14 protein-coding genes and 1 pseudogene are annotated in these 19,701 nt (G+C 50.6%); all 15 read left to right on the top strand.

What is annotated here, in order from left to right; genetic code table 11:
• Window positions 1–657: pseudogene (locus T363_RS16595) on the top strand (hypothetical protein); the annotation flags it as partial.
• 100 nt (window positions 658–757) lie between these two features.
• On the top strand, window positions 758–937 hold the full coding sequence (locus T363_RS0110655) for a hypothetical protein (protein WP_031475709.1): 180 nt from the start codon (window positions 758–760) through the stop codon (window positions 935–937).
• 144 nt (window positions 938–1,081) lie between these two features.
• Window positions 1,082–1,909: a ParA family protein gene (locus T363_RS0110660; RefSeq protein ID WP_031475711.1), complete on the top strand. Its 828-nt coding sequence runs from the start codon at window positions 1,082–1,084 to the stop codon at window positions 1,907–1,909.
• On the top strand, window positions 1,863–2,798 hold the full coding sequence (locus T363_RS0110665; protein WP_031475713.1) for a ParB/RepB/Spo0J family partition protein: 936 nt from the start codon (window positions 1,863–1,865) through the stop codon (window positions 2,796–2,798). Before T363_RS0110660 ends, T363_RS0110665 begins: the two co-directional genes overlap by 47 nt.
• 186 nt (window positions 2,799–2,984) lie before the next feature.
• Window positions 2,985–7,133 carry a SpaA isopeptide-forming pilin-related protein gene (locus T363_RS0110670; RefSeq protein WP_031475715.1) on the top strand — a complete coding sequence of 1,383 codons (4,149 nt, stop codon included), beginning with the start codon at window positions 2,985–2,987 and terminating at the stop codon, window positions 7,131–7,133.
• A gap of 268 nt (window positions 7,134–7,401) precedes the next feature.
• The gene (locus T363_RS0110680) at window positions 7,402–7,704 is read left to right on the top strand and encodes a hypothetical protein (RefSeq protein WP_031475717.1); all 303 of its coding nucleotides are present in this window, start codon (window positions 7,402–7,404) and stop codon (window positions 7,702–7,704) included.
• Between the two features lie 9 nt (window positions 7,705–7,713).
• Complete coding sequence (locus T363_RS0110685; RefSeq protein WP_031475719.1) at window positions 7,714–7,989, top strand: hypothetical protein; 276 nt, start codon at window positions 7,714–7,716, stop codon at window positions 7,987–7,989.
• Window positions 7,990–8,127: 138 nt separating this feature from the next.
• Entirely contained in the window at window positions 8,128–8,820 is a 693-nt protein-coding gene (locus tag T363_RS0110695; RefSeq protein ID WP_031475721.1) for a hypothetical protein, read from the top strand.
• A gap of 14 nt (window positions 8,821–8,834) precedes the next feature.
• Window positions 8,835–9,083, top strand: a complete 249-nt coding sequence (locus T363_RS0110700) for a hypothetical protein (protein WP_031475723.1) — start codon at window positions 8,835–8,837, stop codon at window positions 9,081–9,083.
• A gap of 14 nt (window positions 9,084–9,097) precedes the next feature.
• Window positions 9,098–9,316 carry a hypothetical protein gene (locus T363_RS0110705; RefSeq protein WP_031475725.1) on the top strand — a complete coding sequence of 73 codons (219 nt, stop codon included), beginning with the start codon at window positions 9,098–9,100 and terminating at the stop codon, window positions 9,314–9,316.
• Window positions 9,300–9,524 carry a hypothetical protein gene (locus T363_RS0110710; protein WP_031475727.1) on the top strand — a complete coding sequence of 75 codons (225 nt, stop codon included), beginning with the start codon at window positions 9,300–9,302 and terminating at the stop codon, window positions 9,522–9,524. Before T363_RS0110705 ends, T363_RS0110710 begins: the two co-directional genes overlap by 17 nt.
• Window positions 9,525–9,563: 39 nt before the next feature.
• Complete coding sequence (locus tag T363_RS0110715) at window positions 9,564–17,684, top strand: LPD25 domain-containing protein (protein WP_031475729.1); 8,121 nt, start codon at window positions 9,564–9,566, stop codon at window positions 17,682–17,684.
• Window positions 17,685–17,745: 61 nt separating this feature from the next.
• Window positions 17,746–18,093 carry a DUF6664 family protein gene (locus T363_RS0110720; RefSeq protein WP_031475731.1) on the top strand — a complete coding sequence of 116 codons (348 nt, stop codon included), beginning with the start codon at window positions 17,746–17,748 and terminating at the stop codon, window positions 18,091–18,093.
• Between the two features lie 121 nt (window positions 18,094–18,214).
• The gene (locus tag T363_RS0110725) at window positions 18,215–19,198 is read left to right on the top strand and encodes a DUF3991 and TOPRIM domain-containing protein (protein WP_031475733.1); all 984 of its coding nucleotides are present in this window, start codon (window positions 18,215–18,217) and stop codon (window positions 19,196–19,198) included.
• A 76-nt stretch (window positions 19,199–19,274) separates the two neighbouring features.
• On the top strand, window positions 19,275–19,577 hold the full coding sequence (locus T363_RS0110730) for a hypothetical protein (RefSeq protein ID WP_031475735.1): 303 nt from the start codon (window positions 19,275–19,277) through the stop codon (window positions 19,575–19,577).
• The last annotated feature ends 124 nt before the right edge of the window (window positions 19,578–19,701 follow it).

Genomic DNA, 19,701 nt, shown 5'->3' on the forward strand with positions numbered 1-19,701 from the left:
GTAGTAGAAATGGATACGGTTAAGAGTGCGCGAGGCTGTAAAAAGATGCTGCTTACCATGATCTTCCGAAACAGCAACTTTATGCTTGTATTCCTTATGAAGGATGGAACCCAGGAAAGTGTCTTGGCGGTCTTTGATTATCTAACTGAGAAACTTGGATTAGAGGCTTTCCGTGTCTTGTTCCCAGTGATTCTCACCGACAATGGTGTGGAATTCAAAGACCCGGATCAGCTGGAGCACGCGCCTAACAACTGCCCCAGAACAAAGATCTTTTACTGTGATCCCCAAGCGTCCTGGCAGAAGCCTCATGTGGAAACGGTTGTAATGCTTTCCCACAAAAAACCTGACAGCGTAATCAATGTAAAAGTCGAGTTTGGCGAGGGAGAAGGCAAAGTGCCGCTTGATAATATCGCCAAGAGAGCCGCCGCATATAAGCCGAAAGAGCGTGTTACCTACAAGATGATTAAGGAGTACATAGAAGCAAAATACGGTTTCAAGGTACATACCGCATACATCGCAGAGGTAAAACGGGATTTAGGCTTGCCGATGTACGATGCCCCTAATGCGGTGGAGGAATTGAAACAGCCGAGGAAACATCCAACGCCAGAAAAGGTTGAAGCAATCAAAGATGCTCTGAAGCATTTTGAGGTTATCTAAGGAGAGAAGCGTATCATTAGAAATAGTGGTACGCTTTTTTCACATTTGAGCATCCTGCCGCTTCCTTATATAATGACATCAGGAAAGGACGGTGCTGTATATGAGAGAAAAGAAAACCCACCTGTATCTGGACGGCAAAGAAAGACGCTTATTGTTACATAGCCTTGTGGAGCTGAAAAATCAGCTTATCCGACAGGGCAGATATACCGACCCCGTGGACGAACTCATCTTCCGAGTGATGAACGCCCCCGCAAAGAGAATGAAAATTGAATATATCTAAGGCAGATTACCACGAAGCCGCTTATTCTTATTGATTTTAAGAGTAGGCGGCTTTTTTGCGTTGTTAATCCTTTTGCGTTCTCTGGTACGGTTACATAGCCACCCTGACAAAGTGGCTAAATCTATAAGGAAGGAGGACGCATCTATGTCAAATTGCAAAGTGATTGCTTTAACCAACCAGAAAGGCGGCGTGGGCAAGACCACCACGGCGGTCAATCTGGGCGTAAGTCTGGCACAGCAGGGCAAGAAAGTCCTGCTCATTGATGCTGATGCACAGGCAAATCTAACTATGTCCCTTGGCTACAACAGACCAGACGATTTACCCGTCACGCTCTCCACCATCATGCAGGACATCATTGAGGACAATCCCATAGATGTTCAGAAAAGTATCCTGCACCACGGCGAGGGCGTTGACCTGTTACCGTCCAATATTGAGCTGTCGGGCTTGGAAGTAAGGCTGATTAACGCCATAAGCCGTGAACGTGTGCTGAAAACCTGCGTGAACGAGGTCAAGAAAAACTACGACTATTGTTTAATAGACTGTATGCCGAGCCTTGGTATGCTCACTATTAACGCACTGGCGGCGGCTGACAGCGTGGTTATCCCTACGCAGCCCCACTATCTTTCTGCCAAAGGCTTAGAGCTGTTGCTTCGCTCCGTGTCGAAAGTCAGACGGCAAATCAATCCCCCTTTGCGGATTGACGGTATCCTTATGACGATGGTAATGCCCCGCACGAACATCTCCAAGGAAATCACTGCCACGGTGAGAAGTGCCTACGGCCAGAAAATCAAGGTGTTTGATACCCAGATACCCCATTCCATCCGTGCCGTGGAAGCCACCGCAGAGGGGAAAAGCATTTTTGCCTATGACAAAGGCGGCAAGGTAGCCGCAGCTTATGAGCAGTTTGGAAAGGAGGTGGCAGAGCTTGGCGAGAAACAACGCACCAAAAATCGAGCTGACCGCATACGATGAACTGTTTGAAACAGACCAGAGCCGTGAGGAAGCCAACTTAAGCAAGATAAGAGACATTCCCCTTGTGGAGATTGACGAGTTTCCAGACCACCCGTTCAAGGTCTTAATGGACGAGGACATGGAGCAGCTTGTCGATAGTATCAAGCGAAGCGGCGTGATGACGCCTGCTACTGTTCGGCTCAAAGAGGACGGGCGGTATGAGCTTATCAGCGGTCACAGACGGAAAAAGGCTTGCGAGCTTGCAGGGCTTGAAAAGCTCAAATGCGAGGTCAAGGAGCTGACCCGTGACGAAGCGATTATCGTTATGGTGGAAAGCAATCTCCAACGCACTACCATCCTGCCGAGTGAGAAAGCCTTTGCGTATAAGATGCGGCTTGAAGCAATGAAACGACAAGGTGAGCGTACAGATTTAACTTCTGCACCAGTGGTGCAGAAGTTGACGAGCCGAGAAAAGATAGCGGCAAAAACCGATGACAGCCATGAGCAGGTACGCCGCTTTATCCGCCTAACCGAGCTTGTACCCGAAATCCTGCAAATGGTAGATGACCGCCAGATAGCGTTCCGCCCTGCGGTGGAAATCTCCTATCTCACCGAGGGACAGCAGTACACCCTGCTTGAAGCTATGGAATATAACGACGCCACGCCGTCACTTGCACAGGCTATCAAAATGAAAAAGTTTATGCAGGACGGCAAGCTCACGGACGAGGTTATCCAGAGCATCATGCAGGAGGAAAAGCCCAACCAGAAAGAAAAGCCTGCTTTCAAGGACGAGAGGATAACCAAGCTCATACCGAGGTCAGTCCCCAGAGGGAAGGAAGCGGATTTTGTTGTCAAGGCTTTGGAGTTCTACAACCGCCATTTACAGAGAAGCAAGGCTCACGAAAGGTAAGCCACACACCGAGGGCGAGGTCTGCCCTTTGGAGGATAGCCAAATTTTTTTGCCGTTCCCCCTCTCCACACCTCACCCCCTATACTGCCAGTAACTATCCGAAAAAAGAAACACTTTAAGCTGTCCAATGCGGGCAGCTTTTTTCGGTCAGTCAGGCAAATCTAATCTCAATTACAGGAGGTATTTATGAAAATCCCTAAACTATTCAAAAAGGCTGCGGCTCTTGTGATGGCTGCGGTCACAGCGTTGTCGGTACTGCCTGCAACCACGGCGTTTGCCGCAGGCGACATCGGCACAATCAGCTTTACCCACACCTATGACAGCAGCGGGAACGCCATGCGGTACAATTCAAGTGCCAACATCGGCGGCTACACCGCAGGCGGCACGGGCAATTACAAGTACCGTATGTATGTGGACGGCGAGGATGCGTTCTGTATCCAGCCGGGCGTACCCTTGAAAACAGGCAACACTCTGGCGAAAGCGTCCTCGGAAACTTGGAACGCCCTCTCCGCCAACCAGAAAAAAGCTGTCGGGCTTGCCCTGCTCTACGGCTATCAGGGCAACCGAAGCAACCTCACAGGCAGCGATGATGAAAAATGGCTTGCCACCCAGACCCTTGTGTGGGAGTTTGTTACGGGCTGCCGTGAAGCCACAGGCTCGTATAAGCAGACAAGCACAACGGTTTACAGCCTGCACTTCGGCTCGAATTATGCGAACGGCGGGGCAAGGGCGGCTTACGACCAGATTGTTTCGCTGATGAGCGAGCATAACACCATACCGAGTTTCATGTCGGGCGGTAAAAACGATATTACTAAGGAGCTTGCATATAAAGACGGGAAGTACAGCGTCACGCTGACTGATAAAAACGGTGTTCTCTCTGATTATTCCTTTACAAGCTCCGACGCCAATGTGTCCGTATCGAAGGACGACAACAAGCTGACCATCAGCTCCAAAAAGGCGATTAGCGGTCCTGTCCGTATTACGGCGACGAGGAAGAATGTGCCGACAGTCAGCAGCTCCGCAAAGCTCATCGCTTACGGCGACCCGAACTTGCAGGACTTGGTAACAGGCGTAGAGAACGCTGACAGCGTAAAGGCATATATCAACATCGAAACGCCTACAGGCACGATTGCCTTAAAAAAGACTTCCGAGGACGGCGTTGTGGCGGGCATCTCTTTCCACATCAAGGGCGACGGCTTTGATAAGACCGTAAAGACTGATGAAAACGGCAACATTAGTGTGGAGGGCTTATTCCCTGCCACTTATACGATTACCGAGCAGTCCATTGACCGCTATGAGCCGCAGCAGAGCCAGACGGTAACGCTGATTGGCGGCAAGACCACCACGGTTAATTTCAACAATATGCTGAAGCGTGGCAGTCTGGAAGTGATTAAGACTTCCGAGGACAATCTGGTGGAGGGCGTGACTTTCCACCTCTACGGCACTTCGTTAAGCGGTCTGCCCGTGGATGAATACGCCGTAACCGATAAGAACGGACTGGCGAAGTTTGAAAATGTCCTTATTAGCGGCGATACCCCGTATGTGCTTGAGGAAGTGGACACGGCTATCCGCTATGTCGTTCCCGAAAACCAGACCGCCCCGATTGAATGGAAAAAGGTCACAAACCGCAGCTTCCACAATGTGCTGAAGAAATTTAATGTGACGGTCACAAAGACCGATGTGGAAACAGGAAACCCGCAGGGCGATGCTACCCTGTCAGGTGCGGTTTATGGCATCTACAAGGGCGAGGAACTGATTGACACCTACACCACCGATGAAAACGGACAGTTCACGACCAAGTATTATATCTGCGGTGACGATTGGAGCGTCCGTGAAATCAGCCCGTCCGAGGGCTATCTGCTCGATGAAACCATCCACCATGTAGGGGCAGAGCCAGAACTTTATACCATTGAGTACAACTCTGCCGCAAATGATGTGAATGAGCAGGTCATTAAGGGCAATATCGCCATCATCAAGCATACCGACAATGGCGAAACCCAGATTGAAACACCCGAAGAAGGTGCGGTATTTGAAGTGTTCCTCAAATCCGCAGGCAGCTATGGAAATGCAAAGGAAACCGAGCGTGACATTCTCACCTGCGATGAGAACGGCTTCGCCCAGACAAAGGATATGCCGTATGGCGTCTATACCGTAAAGCAGACCTCTGGATGGGAGGGGCGTGAGCTGATGAAGCCGTTTGATGTGTTCATTAACAAGGACGGTCAGACCTACCGCTACCTTATCAACAACAGGGGCTTCGAGAGCTATATCAAAATCGTGAAGAAGGATGCGGAAACAGGCAACACCATCCCATATGCAGGGGCAGGCTTCCAGATTTACGACCCGAATGGCGAACTTGTGACGATGACTTTCACTTATCCCGAAGTGACGACCATTGACACCTTTTACACCACGGCGGACGGCGAGCTTATCACGCCCCAGACCTTGGAATACGGTAAGGGCTACTCCATCGTGGAGGTGCAGGCTCCGTATGGGTATGTGTTAAACTCCGAGCCTGTTTATTTTGATGTGGTGCAGGAGAACTCCGAGGAGGAAAGCGGCATTACGCTCATTGAAGTGGTACGCTCCAATATGGCACAGAAAGGCACGGTTACCGTGGAGAAGTCAGGCGAGGTGTTCTCCACCGTGGCAGGCGACAAGGGCTTGTATCAGCCGATTTTCTCCGTCAGCGGTCTGGAAGGTGCGGTCTATGAGATTACCGCCGCCGAGGATATTGTTACTCTGGACGGTACGCTCCGTGCTTCTAAGGGCGAGGTGGTAGATACCGTTACCACAGGTGCAGACGGCATGGCAAAATCCAAAGAGCTGTATCTTGGCAAATACGAAGTAAAGGAAATCACAGCCCCGTATGGCATGGTGCTGAATGAGGAAACCCACTCCGTCGAGCTTGTGTATGCAGGTCAGGAAGTGGCTGTCACCGAAACCGCCACAGGCTTTGTAAACGAGCGTCAGAAAGTGGAAATCGACCTTGTAAAGAGCCTTGCAACAGACGAGAAATACGGCGTCGGCACAAACGGCGAAATCTTTGATGTGACCTTCGGCTTGTATGCCGCCGAGGAACTCACCGCCGCTGATGGTACGGTCATCCCTGCTGACGGTCTGCTTGAGGTCATTTCCCTTGACGAAAGCGGTCACGGCAAGGCAATCAGTGACCTGCCGATGGGCAGTTACTATGTGCAGGAAATCAGCACAAACGCCGCTTATATTCTGGACGATACGAAATATCCCGTTGTCTTTGAATACGCAGGACAGGATACCGCTACCGTCCACATCACAGCAAATGAGGGCGAAGCCATCAACAATGACATCATCTACGGCTCAGTAAACGGCAAGAAATCCGATGAGAACGGGAACGCCCTTGGCGGTGCGGTCATAGGCATTTTCAAGACAGGAACGACAGAGTTTACAAAGGAAAATGCCATTGCTACGGCAACATCCGCAGAGGACGGCAGCTTCGCTTTTGAGAAAGTACCGTATGGCACATGGATTGTCCGTGAAATCGAAAGCCCGAAAGGTTTCGTACTCTCCGAGGAAGAAATCGCCGTGACTGTCGGCAAGGTGGACGAGGTTGTGGAAATCTCCCTTGTCAACTACCGCATCCGTGGCAACATCGAGCTGACAAAGGTGGATAAGGACTATCCCGATAACAAGCTCACAGGTGCGGAGTTTGAGGTTTACGCCGACACCAACGGCAACGGCGAACTGGACAAGGACGATGAGCTGCTTGGAAAGATGACGGAGCTTGACGGCGGCGTTTACCAGATGAAGGACTTGCTTTACGGAAAATATTTTGTCAAGGAAACGAAAGCCCCAGAGGGCTTCCTTTTGGACGACAATGTTTACCCCGTATCCATTGAGGAAAACGGCAAGACCTATACCGTGGAAAATGAAGCGGGCAAGGGCTTCTTAAACGAAGCACAGAAAGGCTCTCTTAAAATCGTCAAGACTTCCTCTGACGGCAAGGTGGAGGGCTTCTCTTTCCGAGTTATCGGGAACAACGGTTACGACCAGACATTCAAGACTGATAAGAACGGCGAAATCATCATCGAGGGCTTGCGTATCGGGGAATATACCGTGTCCGAGGTAAACGATAAGGCGTCCTCTGGTTATATCCTGCCTGCCGACCAGAAAGCGACGGTCAAGACGGTCGAAACCGTGACGGTCACGATGCACAACGAGTTGCGTGACACCCCGAAAACAGGCGATGACTTCAACCCTGCCCTCTGGGGAGGACTTGCGGCGGCTTGCGTCCTCGGTGCAGGCGTTCTCGGCGTCGCAGCCTTTAAGGGCAGAAAAAAGAAGAAGGAGGACTAAGGGATGGATGCGAAAACCATTATCGCCATTGTGCTTGTCGTGTTTATCGGCGGTGCGGCACTCTGGCTGAATATCCGTAACAGAAAGAATAAGTAACCCATGAAGTCTTAGGAACGGGGGCGGTTTATGTCGGGGAACCCCACGAAGTCATATGGACTTCGTGGGGAAAGGAGGAGCAACGGAATAAACGAGCTTTACCGCTTGCGGCGAAGCGAGTGATATGAAGTTTGCGACGACGTGCCGCCCCATTCCATTTCTGGAGGAAGATATGCGAAACTTAAAAACCATTGAAAAGAAAGTCCGAGCCATTCTGGAAAAGAATGAGGATGCCCGAAATGACGATATGGTGCTGTACCTTGCCCTCTGCAATGTGTGCCTGAAGGATGCGGGGGCGATGCCCCTTGCGGAAATAATGACACAGCATAAATACCTCGGTTTGCCGAGCTTTGAGAGCGTCAGCAGGACACGCCGCAAGTTGCAGGCGAAATACCCAGAACTGGCGGGAAGCCGCCCTGTGCAAAAACTTCGGGCGACAGGCGAAAAGGCGTATCGGAAGTACGCCAGAGAATGAGAGGTGCTTATGGAAAATGAGAAACGCTCCAATCAGGGCTATGAAATTATAGAGAGCTGTACTATCGGGAGTACGGAACTTGTCATCGGTTACAACCCTAAAGCCCCCAACCCTTATGTTTGTTGGTACTGTAAGGGCGGCGACAATTATTACTGGGGCTGCTACTGCAACGAGCTGTCGGCGGCGAGGGAAAGCCTGAGTGAACGGTACAATGAGGAACGAAGTATGCCTTATAACAATCCCCCTGCCCCGAAGCAGAAAAGCGGTGATGACCGTGAGCGATAAAGAGAATAAGAAATATGACTGTATGACCTGCCCTTATCCCCGATATAAGTGCGGTCATGTTATTTTCTGCGATGTGTGTATCCGAAAGATTTTGGATGAGCAGAGAGAGAAAAAGCAAAAAAGACAGGAGGAAAGCTGATGGAGATACGACCTTTACTGCCCGAAGAACAGAAATACACCTATTCCCAGAGTATGCAGCTTGAGGGGCAGACGGGCAACATTGGGCATCTGCGTGGCGATTTTGCCGACTCTGGATATGGCTTTTATACCACTTGGTTTGATACCAGAGAGCAATGGAAAACGGATGAATTTAAGGCAGGACTTGACGAGGTTATCAATGAATTGCGGGAGGACAAAGGGCTTTTGCACAACCGCTATGATATGCGGGCGTTTGCAAGGCGTTATCCCGTGAGTGCTTTTCAGGGGAGCTACTGCGTGGAGTACGGTTTTCGAGCTGATACGGAAAAACACGCTTTCCTGTTTCGATGCAACCCTACAAGGGGCGATTATAACTTCTACTGTTACTGCTATGTGAAGGAATGGCTTGACAGGCATATCGGCAGAGCCGAGCAGGGCATCCGTTTTATCGACCCGCATTATAAAGAGCTGTTCCGCATCCCAGACGGCGGCAAAATCATCGTTACTACCGCATGGAAAGAAAAGATGGAGTATTCCTGCCGCTTCATTGATGAGTATCATACGGAAATCGGCAACAACCTCTACCATATCTGCGAGTTTGCCGAGCGTATGGAGAAAAACGGGGCGACCTATGAGCCAAAGCCGACAGAGCCGCCCCAGAAAGCGGCGAAGCACAAAGATTATGAACGATAAGGAGAGATGTGACAATGGATATTCAGGATATAGCGAAAAGCAGGGAAAAGAAAGCGGTTTTTGACATGGTACTGGAGGAAGCCTGCCGCCAATGGTGCGATTGTATTGACGATGTACCAGAGAGAAAGGACGGCGAGGGCTTTGCCGATTTCTTCTATGAGATTTTCGAGGACAAGGAAAAGGAATATGTCCAACAGGTCAAAGAGATGAACGGCGGCAGGCTGCCCTCTTTACAGCCGAAGCACAAAGACCATGAACGATAAGGAGGATTTTTGATATGGCAGTCAACCAGAAAGCGGTCAAGGTCATCAATAAGGTTTTGGACGCAGGCTTTACCGATGAAAAATCTATCGCCGCTATGACGATGGACGACATTCTCTCCATGCAGGGCATTACGGTGGCGGAGATTGCCCTTATCAACGACCTGCAAAAGAGCATTAAAGCGAACAAGGTCGTTTCTTTTCTGGCGGAGGTGCAGCGTGAAAAGGGAGAATAACATCTGTTTTACCGATAGTCAGGGCAACGCCCTGTTTACCATTCCAGACGGCGGCATGATAAAGCTCGCTTATGGAAATGGCGATGAAAACTATGCAATCTGCCGTTATCAGGATAAAGACCACGCAGAGATTGACGGCGTTTCCTACGCCCTTACGGACTTTGCGGAACGCATGGAACGAAACCAAATCAGTTTTACGCCTGCTTAAAGATATGGGCAGGCACAGGAAAAAGGAGGTGCATCACACATGGCTGCGAAATATCAGCTAATCACGGAGCTGTATCGGCGTACAGGCAAGACGGTCACACGAAACCCGCAGGCGTGGCAAAACTTTTTGTCCTCTGCCTGCCGCAACTATAAGTGCCGCTTTGACGAGCAGCTCCTTATCTTCGCCCAACGCCCCGACGCTATCGCCGTGGCGAAGATGGAAACTTGGAATAAACAGTTTAAGCGTTGGGTAAACAAGGACAGCAGGGGCATTGCCGTCTTTGACACGAAAGGACGCAGGAACACCCTCAAATACTATTTTGATGTATCGGATACCCACGAAGGCTATTACGGCAGCCGCCCCGTCCCGATATGGCAGATGGATGAGCGATACGAGCAGGCAGTTACCGAAAGGCTCTCCGACAGGTTTGGCGAGGTGGAAAGCGGCAGGCTTGCCGAGGTGCTGATGGAAACGGCGAGAAACGCCGTGGAGGATAACCTACAGGACTATACCGCACAGCTTAAAGGCTATGTAAAGGACAGTTTTTTGGAGGAGCTTGACGATTATAATATCGAAGTAATCTACAAAGGGCTTGCCGTAAACAGCGTGGCGTATATGCTGATGAGCCGATGCGGGATAGATACGGGGGAATATTTTGAGCGTGAGGATTTTGCGGATATAACGAATTTTAATACGCCGCAGACCTTGAACGCCATCGGCATTGCCACAAGCGACATTGCGGAGATGGCTCTAAGGGAAATCTCCCTCTCCATCCGAAATGTGCAAATGGCGGAGAAAGCACAAAACCGCACCTTTGCACAGCCGCAGGCAAATCCGTATGATATAGGCAGGACACAACCCGAAAGGAGCGAATACAATGAGCGAAATCACTTACACCAAACAGGGGGATTACCTTATTCCCGACCTCACATTACCGACAGAGCCAGAACTTCCGCTTGGCAGGTACGCTATGATGCACAGGGATTATCTGGAGAAGCACAAACGGGTAACTTACCTCAACCTCTTGGCGACGGGCGGGCTGAACAGCTACCTGCATCAGACGGAGCAGGCGGCGTTACAGAGGTTGGAGTTTCTGGCGAAGCAGCTCGCATCCGAGCAGGGCGTGACGGAGGAGCTGAAGGAGAAAGCTCCGATGCAGTGGTTGGGGCTTATGAACAACATCCGCAGCCAAGCGGAGGAAGTAATCCTCAGCGAACTGATTTACAACTAACCGACAATGAGCTTTCTACGGAAAGCGTTGCCAATGAGGAGGAAGTTGCCGCCAATCTCCCAACCGTAGAAGAACAGATAGAAATGATGACGCAAGCAGAGGACGAAAAATCCTCTGCTTTTGCCGTTTCTCAGGAGGATATTGACTCCGTCCTTACAAGGAGAAGCGGTTTTCAGGACGGAAAATACCGTATCTACCGACAATTTCAGAAGAATGAGGACAGCAAAAGCAATATCGCTTTCCTCAAAAACGAATACGGAACAGGCGGAGGTACGCACGACTATCCAGACGGCACAAGGGGCGGCGAATGGCACGATGGGAAAGGCATCGGTATTGAAAAGCATGGCTCATATACCAATCCAGACCTGCGGCTTAGCTGGTCTAAGGTAGAAAAACGCCTGCGGGAGCTGATTAAGAATGACCGCTATCTGAACGCCAAAGAGAAAGACCATTATGCTGATTTTCTGGAGGGCATCTCTGCCCCGCAGTATGAAATCGACACACAGAGGAAGTTATCACGCCAGAGGTTTATCGAAGCCCACAGGGAGATGCAGCCTGCCGACAAGCGGGATACTCTCTCCCTGCGGCTCTCTGATTTTATCCGTGACTTGGACGGCTATGAGAAAGGCTTGCTTTCCGAGGTTGGGCGTACTGATTTTGCCGATATGACCGCAGAGCAGATGGAAACGGAGCTTGCAGACCCTGCCGCCGTACAGCAGCTTGCAGACTTCCTGAAATCCATACAGGACAAAACAAGCGATGTTTACAGCCGCAGCAATGCGTGGCGTTTTTCGCAGGAGCTTATGGAACTGCACCCTATCCATTACCTTTTTCACGAGGATGATGTGGTGTATATCGGGGCGGATAAATACGAAATCTCCGCTTTTAATGAAAACGCCGTATCCCTGCGAAATGTAGAGTTTCCCCTGTTCGGCAAGGAATACAGCAGGACAGACTTTGAGGAAAGGTTAAGGGAAAATCCTGCCAACGACCACTTAAAGGTCATCGTTACCGAAATCCAGAAAACAGAGATACCACCCGAAAAACGGGCAGATGGCGTCACGCTCTCCATTGGCTTCTCTGAACACCCTGCCTTTTATGACAGGGAGCTTAATGACCGCTACACGGATTTGAGCTTCGCTCTTGGAAACAGGCTTCTTGGCGTTCTGGACGAGAAACAGCATCGGGAACGGGAAAACGAGGATAATCATGTCGGTTGGTATCATAAGACCGATTTTACCATTACGGCGGTCATCGGCGGCGAGGAACACACCTACGAGGGGCGGTTTGATATAGGCGACGGCGAGGGCGATTTGATTGCCCATATCAGGAATTATTATGATTACTGCTTTTCCCCGAACTGCCCTTATATCGCAGAATGGAAACGACAGGGCGAGGACTTCTATCAGGAAAAGATGGAAAGCCTGCGTTTCGGGCGTGATGTGTTCATACCATTTCTTATGCAGCATACCGAGCTGACCCCAGAGGACGAGAAGCTCCTTGCAGAGATTATGTCCTTTGAGAATGAGTGGTTTGTACCTGACGAAAAAGAAGCCGCCGAGCAGGAAGCCGAGCCGCCAGAGGAACGCTTTGAAGTTATTATGACCTCGGACGCTTTTGCCGACCCCGAAGATGCCTTTGCCATCTGGGATAACATCTATGACGAATATTATGCCGATGATTACGGCAAGGTGCTGACTTATCCAACCGAGGTGGAAGCCGAAGCAGGGCTTTTGGCAGTCAGGAAAGCCGTTGCGGAAAAAGAAGCCGAGCGTGAAGCCACAAGGCAGGACAACGCCGACCTTATCGGAAGGAAGCTCACGATTGACAACCGCAGCTACCTTATTGAGAGTATCAGCGAAATCGGCGGCGATGTTTCCCTGCGGGATATTACTTTTCAGAACAATGTCGGCTTCCCGATTAACCGAGTGGAGAAAATCGGCTATATCCGCAGGCTCTTGGAACAGCAGCCAGAATTACCGTCCGAAGAAAAAACAGACGCTCCCTCAGAGCCGATAACCGAAACCGTGGCGGAATACCCTGCCGTGGAAAACGGTCTGCCCTATGATATTGTCATCCAGACGATACGGACTGGCGAGCCAGAAATACAGCCCGAAAAAGGAAAAGCAGACACGCCCGCCCTCTCTGCTGACCGCCGCAACTACCGCATTACCGATGATGCACTTGGCGTTGGCGGTGCAAAAGAAAAATTCAGAGGCAACATGGCTGCGGTCAACCTTCTGCATGAGCTTCAGCTTGAAAACCGCCTTGCCACGCCCGAAGAACAGGAAACCCTCTCAAAGTATGTCGGTTGGGGCGGTCTGTCAATGGCGTTTGACGAGAACAACGCAGCGTGGGCAAATGAATTTACGGAGCTGTACGCAAGCCTCTCCCCAGAGGAATACCGTGCGGCGAAAGAGTCTACCCTGACGGCGTTCTATACGCCGCCCGTTGTCATTAAGGCGATGTACGAAGCCCTTGACCGTCTGGGCTTTACGCAGGGCAGCATCTTGGAGCCGTCCTGCGGCACAGGCAATTTCTTCGGGCTTCTCCCTGAAGCAATGGCAGGCTCGAAGCTACACGGCGTGGAAATCGACCCATTGACGGGAGGGATTGCAAGGCAGCTCTACCAGAAAGCGAACATCGCCATAGAGGGATTTGAGGACACGAAGCTGCCCGACAACCATTTTGATGTGGTGCTTGGCAATGTGCCGTTTGGCGAGTTTAAGGTGGACGACAGCCGCTACAACGCCCAGAAATTCCTCATTCACGATTACTTTTTCGCAAAGGCTCTGGATAAGGTACGCACGGGCGGCGTTGTGATGTTCGTCACTTCCAAAGGAACGATGGATAAGGCAAGCCCCGAAGTGCGGAAATATATCGCCCAAAGAGCCGAGCTTTTAGGGGCGGTCAGGCTTCCCGACAACACTTTCCGAGCCAACGCAGGCACGGAGGTCACGAGCGATATTCTGATTTTGCAGAAGCGTGACCGAGTGATAGATGTCGAGCCAGACTGGATTTACCTTGACACGGACGAGAACGGCGTCACGATGAACAGCTACTTTGTAGAGCATCCCGAAATGGTGCTTGGACGGATGGTAAACGAAAGTACCCGCTTCGGGAAGTTGGAAGCTGCCTGCAAAGCAGATAAGGACAGACCCCTTTCCGAGCTTCTCCATGAAGCGATGCAGAGGATAGACGGCGAGATACCCGATTATGAAGCCGAGATTGACGAAATCTCCGATGAGCAGGACAACTCCATCCCCGCCGACCCCGATGTGCGGAACTTCTCTTATACCCTTGTGGGCGGTCAGGTTTACTTCCGTGAGAATGACCGCATGACCCCCGCCAAGCTGTCCATGACGGCGGCAAACCGTGTGAAAGGGCTGCTTGAAATCAGGGATTGCGTGAGGAAGCTGATTGATTACCAGACCAACGACTGCCCCGATGAGCTGATACGCACGGAGCAGGAAAACCTAAATCGCCTGTACGATGCCTTTACCGCAAAGTACGGGCTTATCAACAACCGAGGGAATTACCTTGCCTTTGCCGCCGATGAAAGCTACTTCCTTTTATGCTCCCTCGAAGTGCTTGATGATGAGGGGAACTTCAAACGCAAGGCGGATATGTTCTCCAAACGGACGATAAAGCCCCACAGGGCAATCACTTCCGTGGAAACGGCGAGCGAAGCGTTGGCATTATCTATCGGAGAAAAAGCCCGTGTTGACCTTGATTATATGGCACAGCTCACAGGTAAGCCGCAGGAGGAAATCGCAGAGGAATTAAGGGGCGTCATCTTCCGTGTGCCAAATACTGAGCCTGCAAAATATGTGACGGCAGACGAATATCTGTCGGGCGATGTGCGGGAAAAGCTGAAAGTGGTGGAGATAGCGGCGAAGTTCGACCCTGCCCTTACCTTAAATGTGGAAGCTCTAAAGCAGGTCATCCCGAAGGATTTGAGTGCGGCGGAAATCTCCGTCCGTCTGGGTACGACTTGGATACCAGAAACCGATATACAGCGGTTTGTCATGGAGCTTCTAACGCCGTCAAGCCATGCCGCAGGGCGTATCCGAGTGCGATACACCCCGTACAACGGCGACTGGTTTATTGAGAATAAGAGTTCCGATTTTGGAAATGTCAAGGCGGAAAGCACCTACGGTACAAAGAGGGCTTCCGCCTACCGTATTATTGAGGACACCTTAAACCTAAAGGATACCCGTATCTTTGATTATATTTATGAGGACGGCAACAAAAAAGCCGTATTCAACCAGAAAGAAACGATGGCGGCACAGGCGAAACAGGAGGTCATCAAGCAGGCGTTCCAAGATTGGATTTGGAAAGACCCAGAACGGCGAAACCGACTTGTGCGGTACTACAATGACACCTTTAACAGCAAGCGACCCCGTGAGTATGACGGGCGTCATATCACTTTCGGCGGCATTTCCCCAGAGATTACGCTAAGACCGCACCAAGTCAATGCTATCGCCCATATCCTTTATGGCGGCAATACGCTCCTTGCCCACAAGGTAGGGGCAGGCAAGACCTTTGAAATGGTCGCTGCCGCACAGGAGAGCAAGCGGTTAGGCTTGTGCCAGAAATCCATGTTTGTCGTACCCAACCACCTTGTGGGGCAATGGGCTTCCGAGTACCTGCGGCTCTATCCAAGTGCCAATATCCTTGTGACTACCAAGCAGGATTTTGAAATCTCCAACCGAAAAAAGTTCTGCGGCAGGATTGCCACAGGCGATTACGATGCGGTCATTATCGGGCACTCCCAGTTTGAGAAAATCCAGATGAGCGTGGAACGGCAGCGTGAGCAGCTCCAGAAACAGCTTGACGATATAGAGATGGGCATTGACGAGGTGCAGAAATCCCACGGCGAGCAGTTCACGGTCAAGCAGCTTATGAAAACGAGGAAAGGCATCGAAGCCAAGCTCAAAAAACTCAACGATACCAAGCGGAAGGATACGGTCATTGACTTTGAGCAGCTCGGCGTTGACAGGCTTTTCATTGACGAGAGCCATTTTTATAAGAATTTGTATCTTTATACGAAGATGCGGAATGTGGGCGGCATCGCCCAGACCGAAGCACAGAAATCGAGCGACCTCTTTATGAAATGCCGCTATCTGGACGAAATCACGGGCAGCCGTGGCACGATTTTTGCAACGGGTACGCCTATCAGTAACTCAATGGTGGAGATGTACTCCGTCCAGAGGTATTTGCAGTATGACGCCCTTGCGAGGAACGGTTTGCAGCATTTTGACAGCTGGGCGTCCACCTTTGGCGAAACGGTTACGGCTCTGGAATTAGCACCTGAAGGCACGAATTACCGAGCCAAGACGAGGTTTGCCAAGTTCCATAACCTGCCAGAGCTGATGCAGATGTTTCGGGAGGTGGCGGATATTCAGACCGCCGATATGCTGAAACTCCCCGTTCCGAAAGTCAATTACCACAACATCAAGACCAAGCCGAGCGAAATCCAGAGTGAAATGGTAGCTTTCCTTGCGAAGCGGGCAGAGAAAATAAGGGCAAGGCTTGTCGAACCGCAGGTTGACAATATGCTTAAAGTAACCAACGACGGACGGAAACTTGCCCTCGACCAGAGGATGATAGACCCGATGCTGCCAGACGACCCAGACAGCAAGGTCAATGCCTGCATCGAAAATGTGTATCATATCTGGGAGGAACACGCCGACACAAAGGCGGCACAGCTCATTTTCTGCGACCTTTCCACCCCGAAGAATGACGGCACTTTCAATGTCTATGACGATATACGGGAGAAGCTCATTGCCCGTGGCGTTCCCGCCGAACAGGTGCGGTTTATCCACGAAGCGAATACCGACGCACAGAAAAAAGAGCTTTTCGCAAAGGTACGAAGCGGCGAGGTGCGTATCCTCTTAGGCTCTACTCAGAAAATGGGGGCAGGTACAAATGTGCAGGACAGGCTCATTGCCATCCACAACCTCGATTGCCCGTGGCGACCTTCGGATTTGGAACAACGCCAAGGTCGTCTGGAAAGGCAAGGGAATATGTTCCCAGAGGTGGAGGTTTACCGCTATGTGACGGAGCAGACCTTTGACGCATACCTCTATCAGTTGGTGGAGAGCAAGCAGAAATTTATCAGCCAGATAATGACGAGCAAAAGCCCCGTACGTTCCGCCGAGGACGTAGACGAAGTGGCTCTCTCCTTTGCGGAGGTCAAGATGCTTGCCACAGGCGACGAGCGATTTAAGGAAAAAATGGACTTGGATATGCAGGTGGCGAAGCTGAAAGTATTGAAGCAGAGCTATCTGTCCGAGCATTATGACCTTGAGGACAGGATACTGAAATACTTTCCCCAGACCATTAAAGAGTTTGAAGAACGCATCGCAGGATATGAAAGAGACGCCGCCCTTGTCGAGCAGCATAAACCGCAGGGCGAGGAAAAGTTCTGCCCCATGACCATAAAGGGCGTGACCTATAAGGAAAAATCGGATGCAGGCGAAATGCTCCTTGCCGTCTGTAAGGAAAATCCCCTTGCTAATCCCGTGGAAATCGGCAGCTATCGGGGCTTTAAGATGGAGGTTTATTATGATACCTTGAACACGCATTACTGCCTTAATCTTTGCGGAACGGCAAAGCACAAGGTAGAGTTAGGCTCTGACGCTCTGGGAAACCTGACCCGAATAGAGAACGAGCTTGCGAAGTTCCCTGCCAGACTGGAAGCCGCCAAGACCAGAAAGGCGGAAACCTTAGAGCAGCTTGCCAACGCAAAGACCGAAGTATTAAAGCCCTTTGCCTTTGAAGAGGAGCTGAAAGAAAAGATGGAACGGCTCAATGCCCTCAACATCGAGCTTAATCTGGATGAAAAAGATACTTCCGTTATGGATACCGAGCCAGAACAGAGAGAGGAACAGTCCGAAAGAAAATGTGTCAGCCATGAGCGATAATCTGCGTTTGCACATTTGTATTGCTGAAAAGTGGGCAGTATAATAGGTGTAGATTTAGAAAATGTCGGAGGTGATAGCGGTGTCTGATGCGTTCAGATTTGAAACCTTTGTAGATGTCCACAGCAATATCTTCAACGAATATTTAAGCTCTGTCATCGCAAAGCTGAGTAAGGAAAACGAGGAATACCAAGCGTTGCAGGACAAGATTGAGAGCCTATATGGGAAATATCCCGCCATCTTAGGCGTGTGCGACAGCGAGCAGGCGGCGGAGCTGACAAAGGAAGAATGTGCGGCTCTTATCAAAGTAATGGAGCTTAAAAATCAGCTCACGGATATGGAATTGCAGTCTGTTTACCTGCGTGGCTGCTATGACAGCGTAGGTTATCTGAAAAAAGCAGGAATTTTATAACGGACTGACCAAAGAAACGACGGCGTTGGCGTGAAGCTGATGCCGTCGTTTACATAGCCAAGAGGTTTTCTTAACGGAAAATCCCTTGGCTTTTTCTATTTCTGGAGGTGATGATGATTGAATGAGAAGTAACCGACCCTATGTGCAGCTTGACCCAGAGGTCATCGAGCAGGCACGGCAGATGGACTTGCTTTCCTACCTGCAACGGTACGAGCCGAGTAACCTAAAGCGTGTGGCGGGCAATGTCTACTGTACGAGGGAACACGACAGCTTAAAGATTTCCAACGGCAAATGGTACTGGTGGTCAAGAGGTATCGGCGGTGTTTCCGCCCTCGATTATCTCATCAAGGTCAGGGAGTACAGTTTTGTGGAAGCTGTCGAAGCTCTCACAGGCATTACGGCGGAGTGGCAACCACCGCCCCCTGCCATAAAGAAAGATAAGCCAAAGGTGCTGCTCCTGCCAGAGAAAAACGGTAATGCAGACCGAGTGACGGATTACCTGTTCGGGCGTGGCATTGACTTTTCGCTCATTCAGGAGTGTATTGCGGAGGGCATTATTTTCGAGAGCAGGAAGTACCACAACGCTGTTTTTGTCGGCAAGGACAAAAGCGGAACGCCAAAGTATGCGGCTCTCAGGAGTACAGTTGGCAGCTCCTTTAAGGGCGATGCATCGGGCAGCGACAAGCGGTATTCGTTCCGACTTCTGGCAAGAGAGCCGACAGACAAGGTGCATCTATTTGAAGCTGCTATTGATTTATTGTCCTATGCCACCTACCTCAAGTGCGAGGGAAAGGATTATCGGGCGGTAAACCTGCTCTCCCTGTCGGGCGTGTATCAGCCCAAAAAGGAACTCTCGGAGAGCAAAATTCCCATTGCCCTATCCACTTACCTGCGTGAAAATCCGCAGATTAAGACCGTTATCCTGCACTTGGATAACGACAAGACAGGCAGGCTCTGTACCGCCGCCCTAAAAGAATTATTGCAGAAAGACTATAAAATCGTTGACGCCCCGCCGCCAGTCGGCAAGGATGTCAACGATTTTTTAATGTCCTATCTGGGGCTTGCAAAGCAAAATCCCCACTGTGAAAGGAGGGATGCCCGTTGATTGTGCAGCAGATTTTATATTAAGAAAGACCGCCAGACCACACCAAATTTAAGAATGAAAGCGAGGATTTTAACCATTGAAACAGTATGAAGTAACGCTCACAGGACACTATGAAAAGACCATTTCCGTCTATGCCGACAGCCCAGAACAGGCGGCGGAGAAGCTCAAAGTCATCCTCTTTGACACCGACCTTATCGACTTTTCTGATGAAGATTTTGTCTGCGGCGAAGCTGATATTGCGGAAGCAGACGGGGATGGTGAAAAGGAAATTGACCCATCCGATGAGGGTGAGGACGAGTGTCTGAAGCACGAGGATTGTTCGGAATGTCCGTACTTCTGCCCGATGTGCGGAGAATGCCGTCTGGAGGACGGGGACTGAGCAATGTCTTACCAAGCACTGAATTTGGTTATCCATCTCCCGATGGACGCCCAAATTCGCTTGTCAGGGGGCTGCCCCTGAAACCCCGAAAAAGAATATCCGCCCAAGCGTGGCGGTCAGGAAA

The organism is Agathobaculum desmolans ATCC 43058, assembly GCF_000701665.1.
Taxonomy (GTDB): Bacteria; Bacillota; Clostridia; order Oscillospirales; family Butyricicoccaceae; genus Agathobaculum; species Agathobaculum desmolans.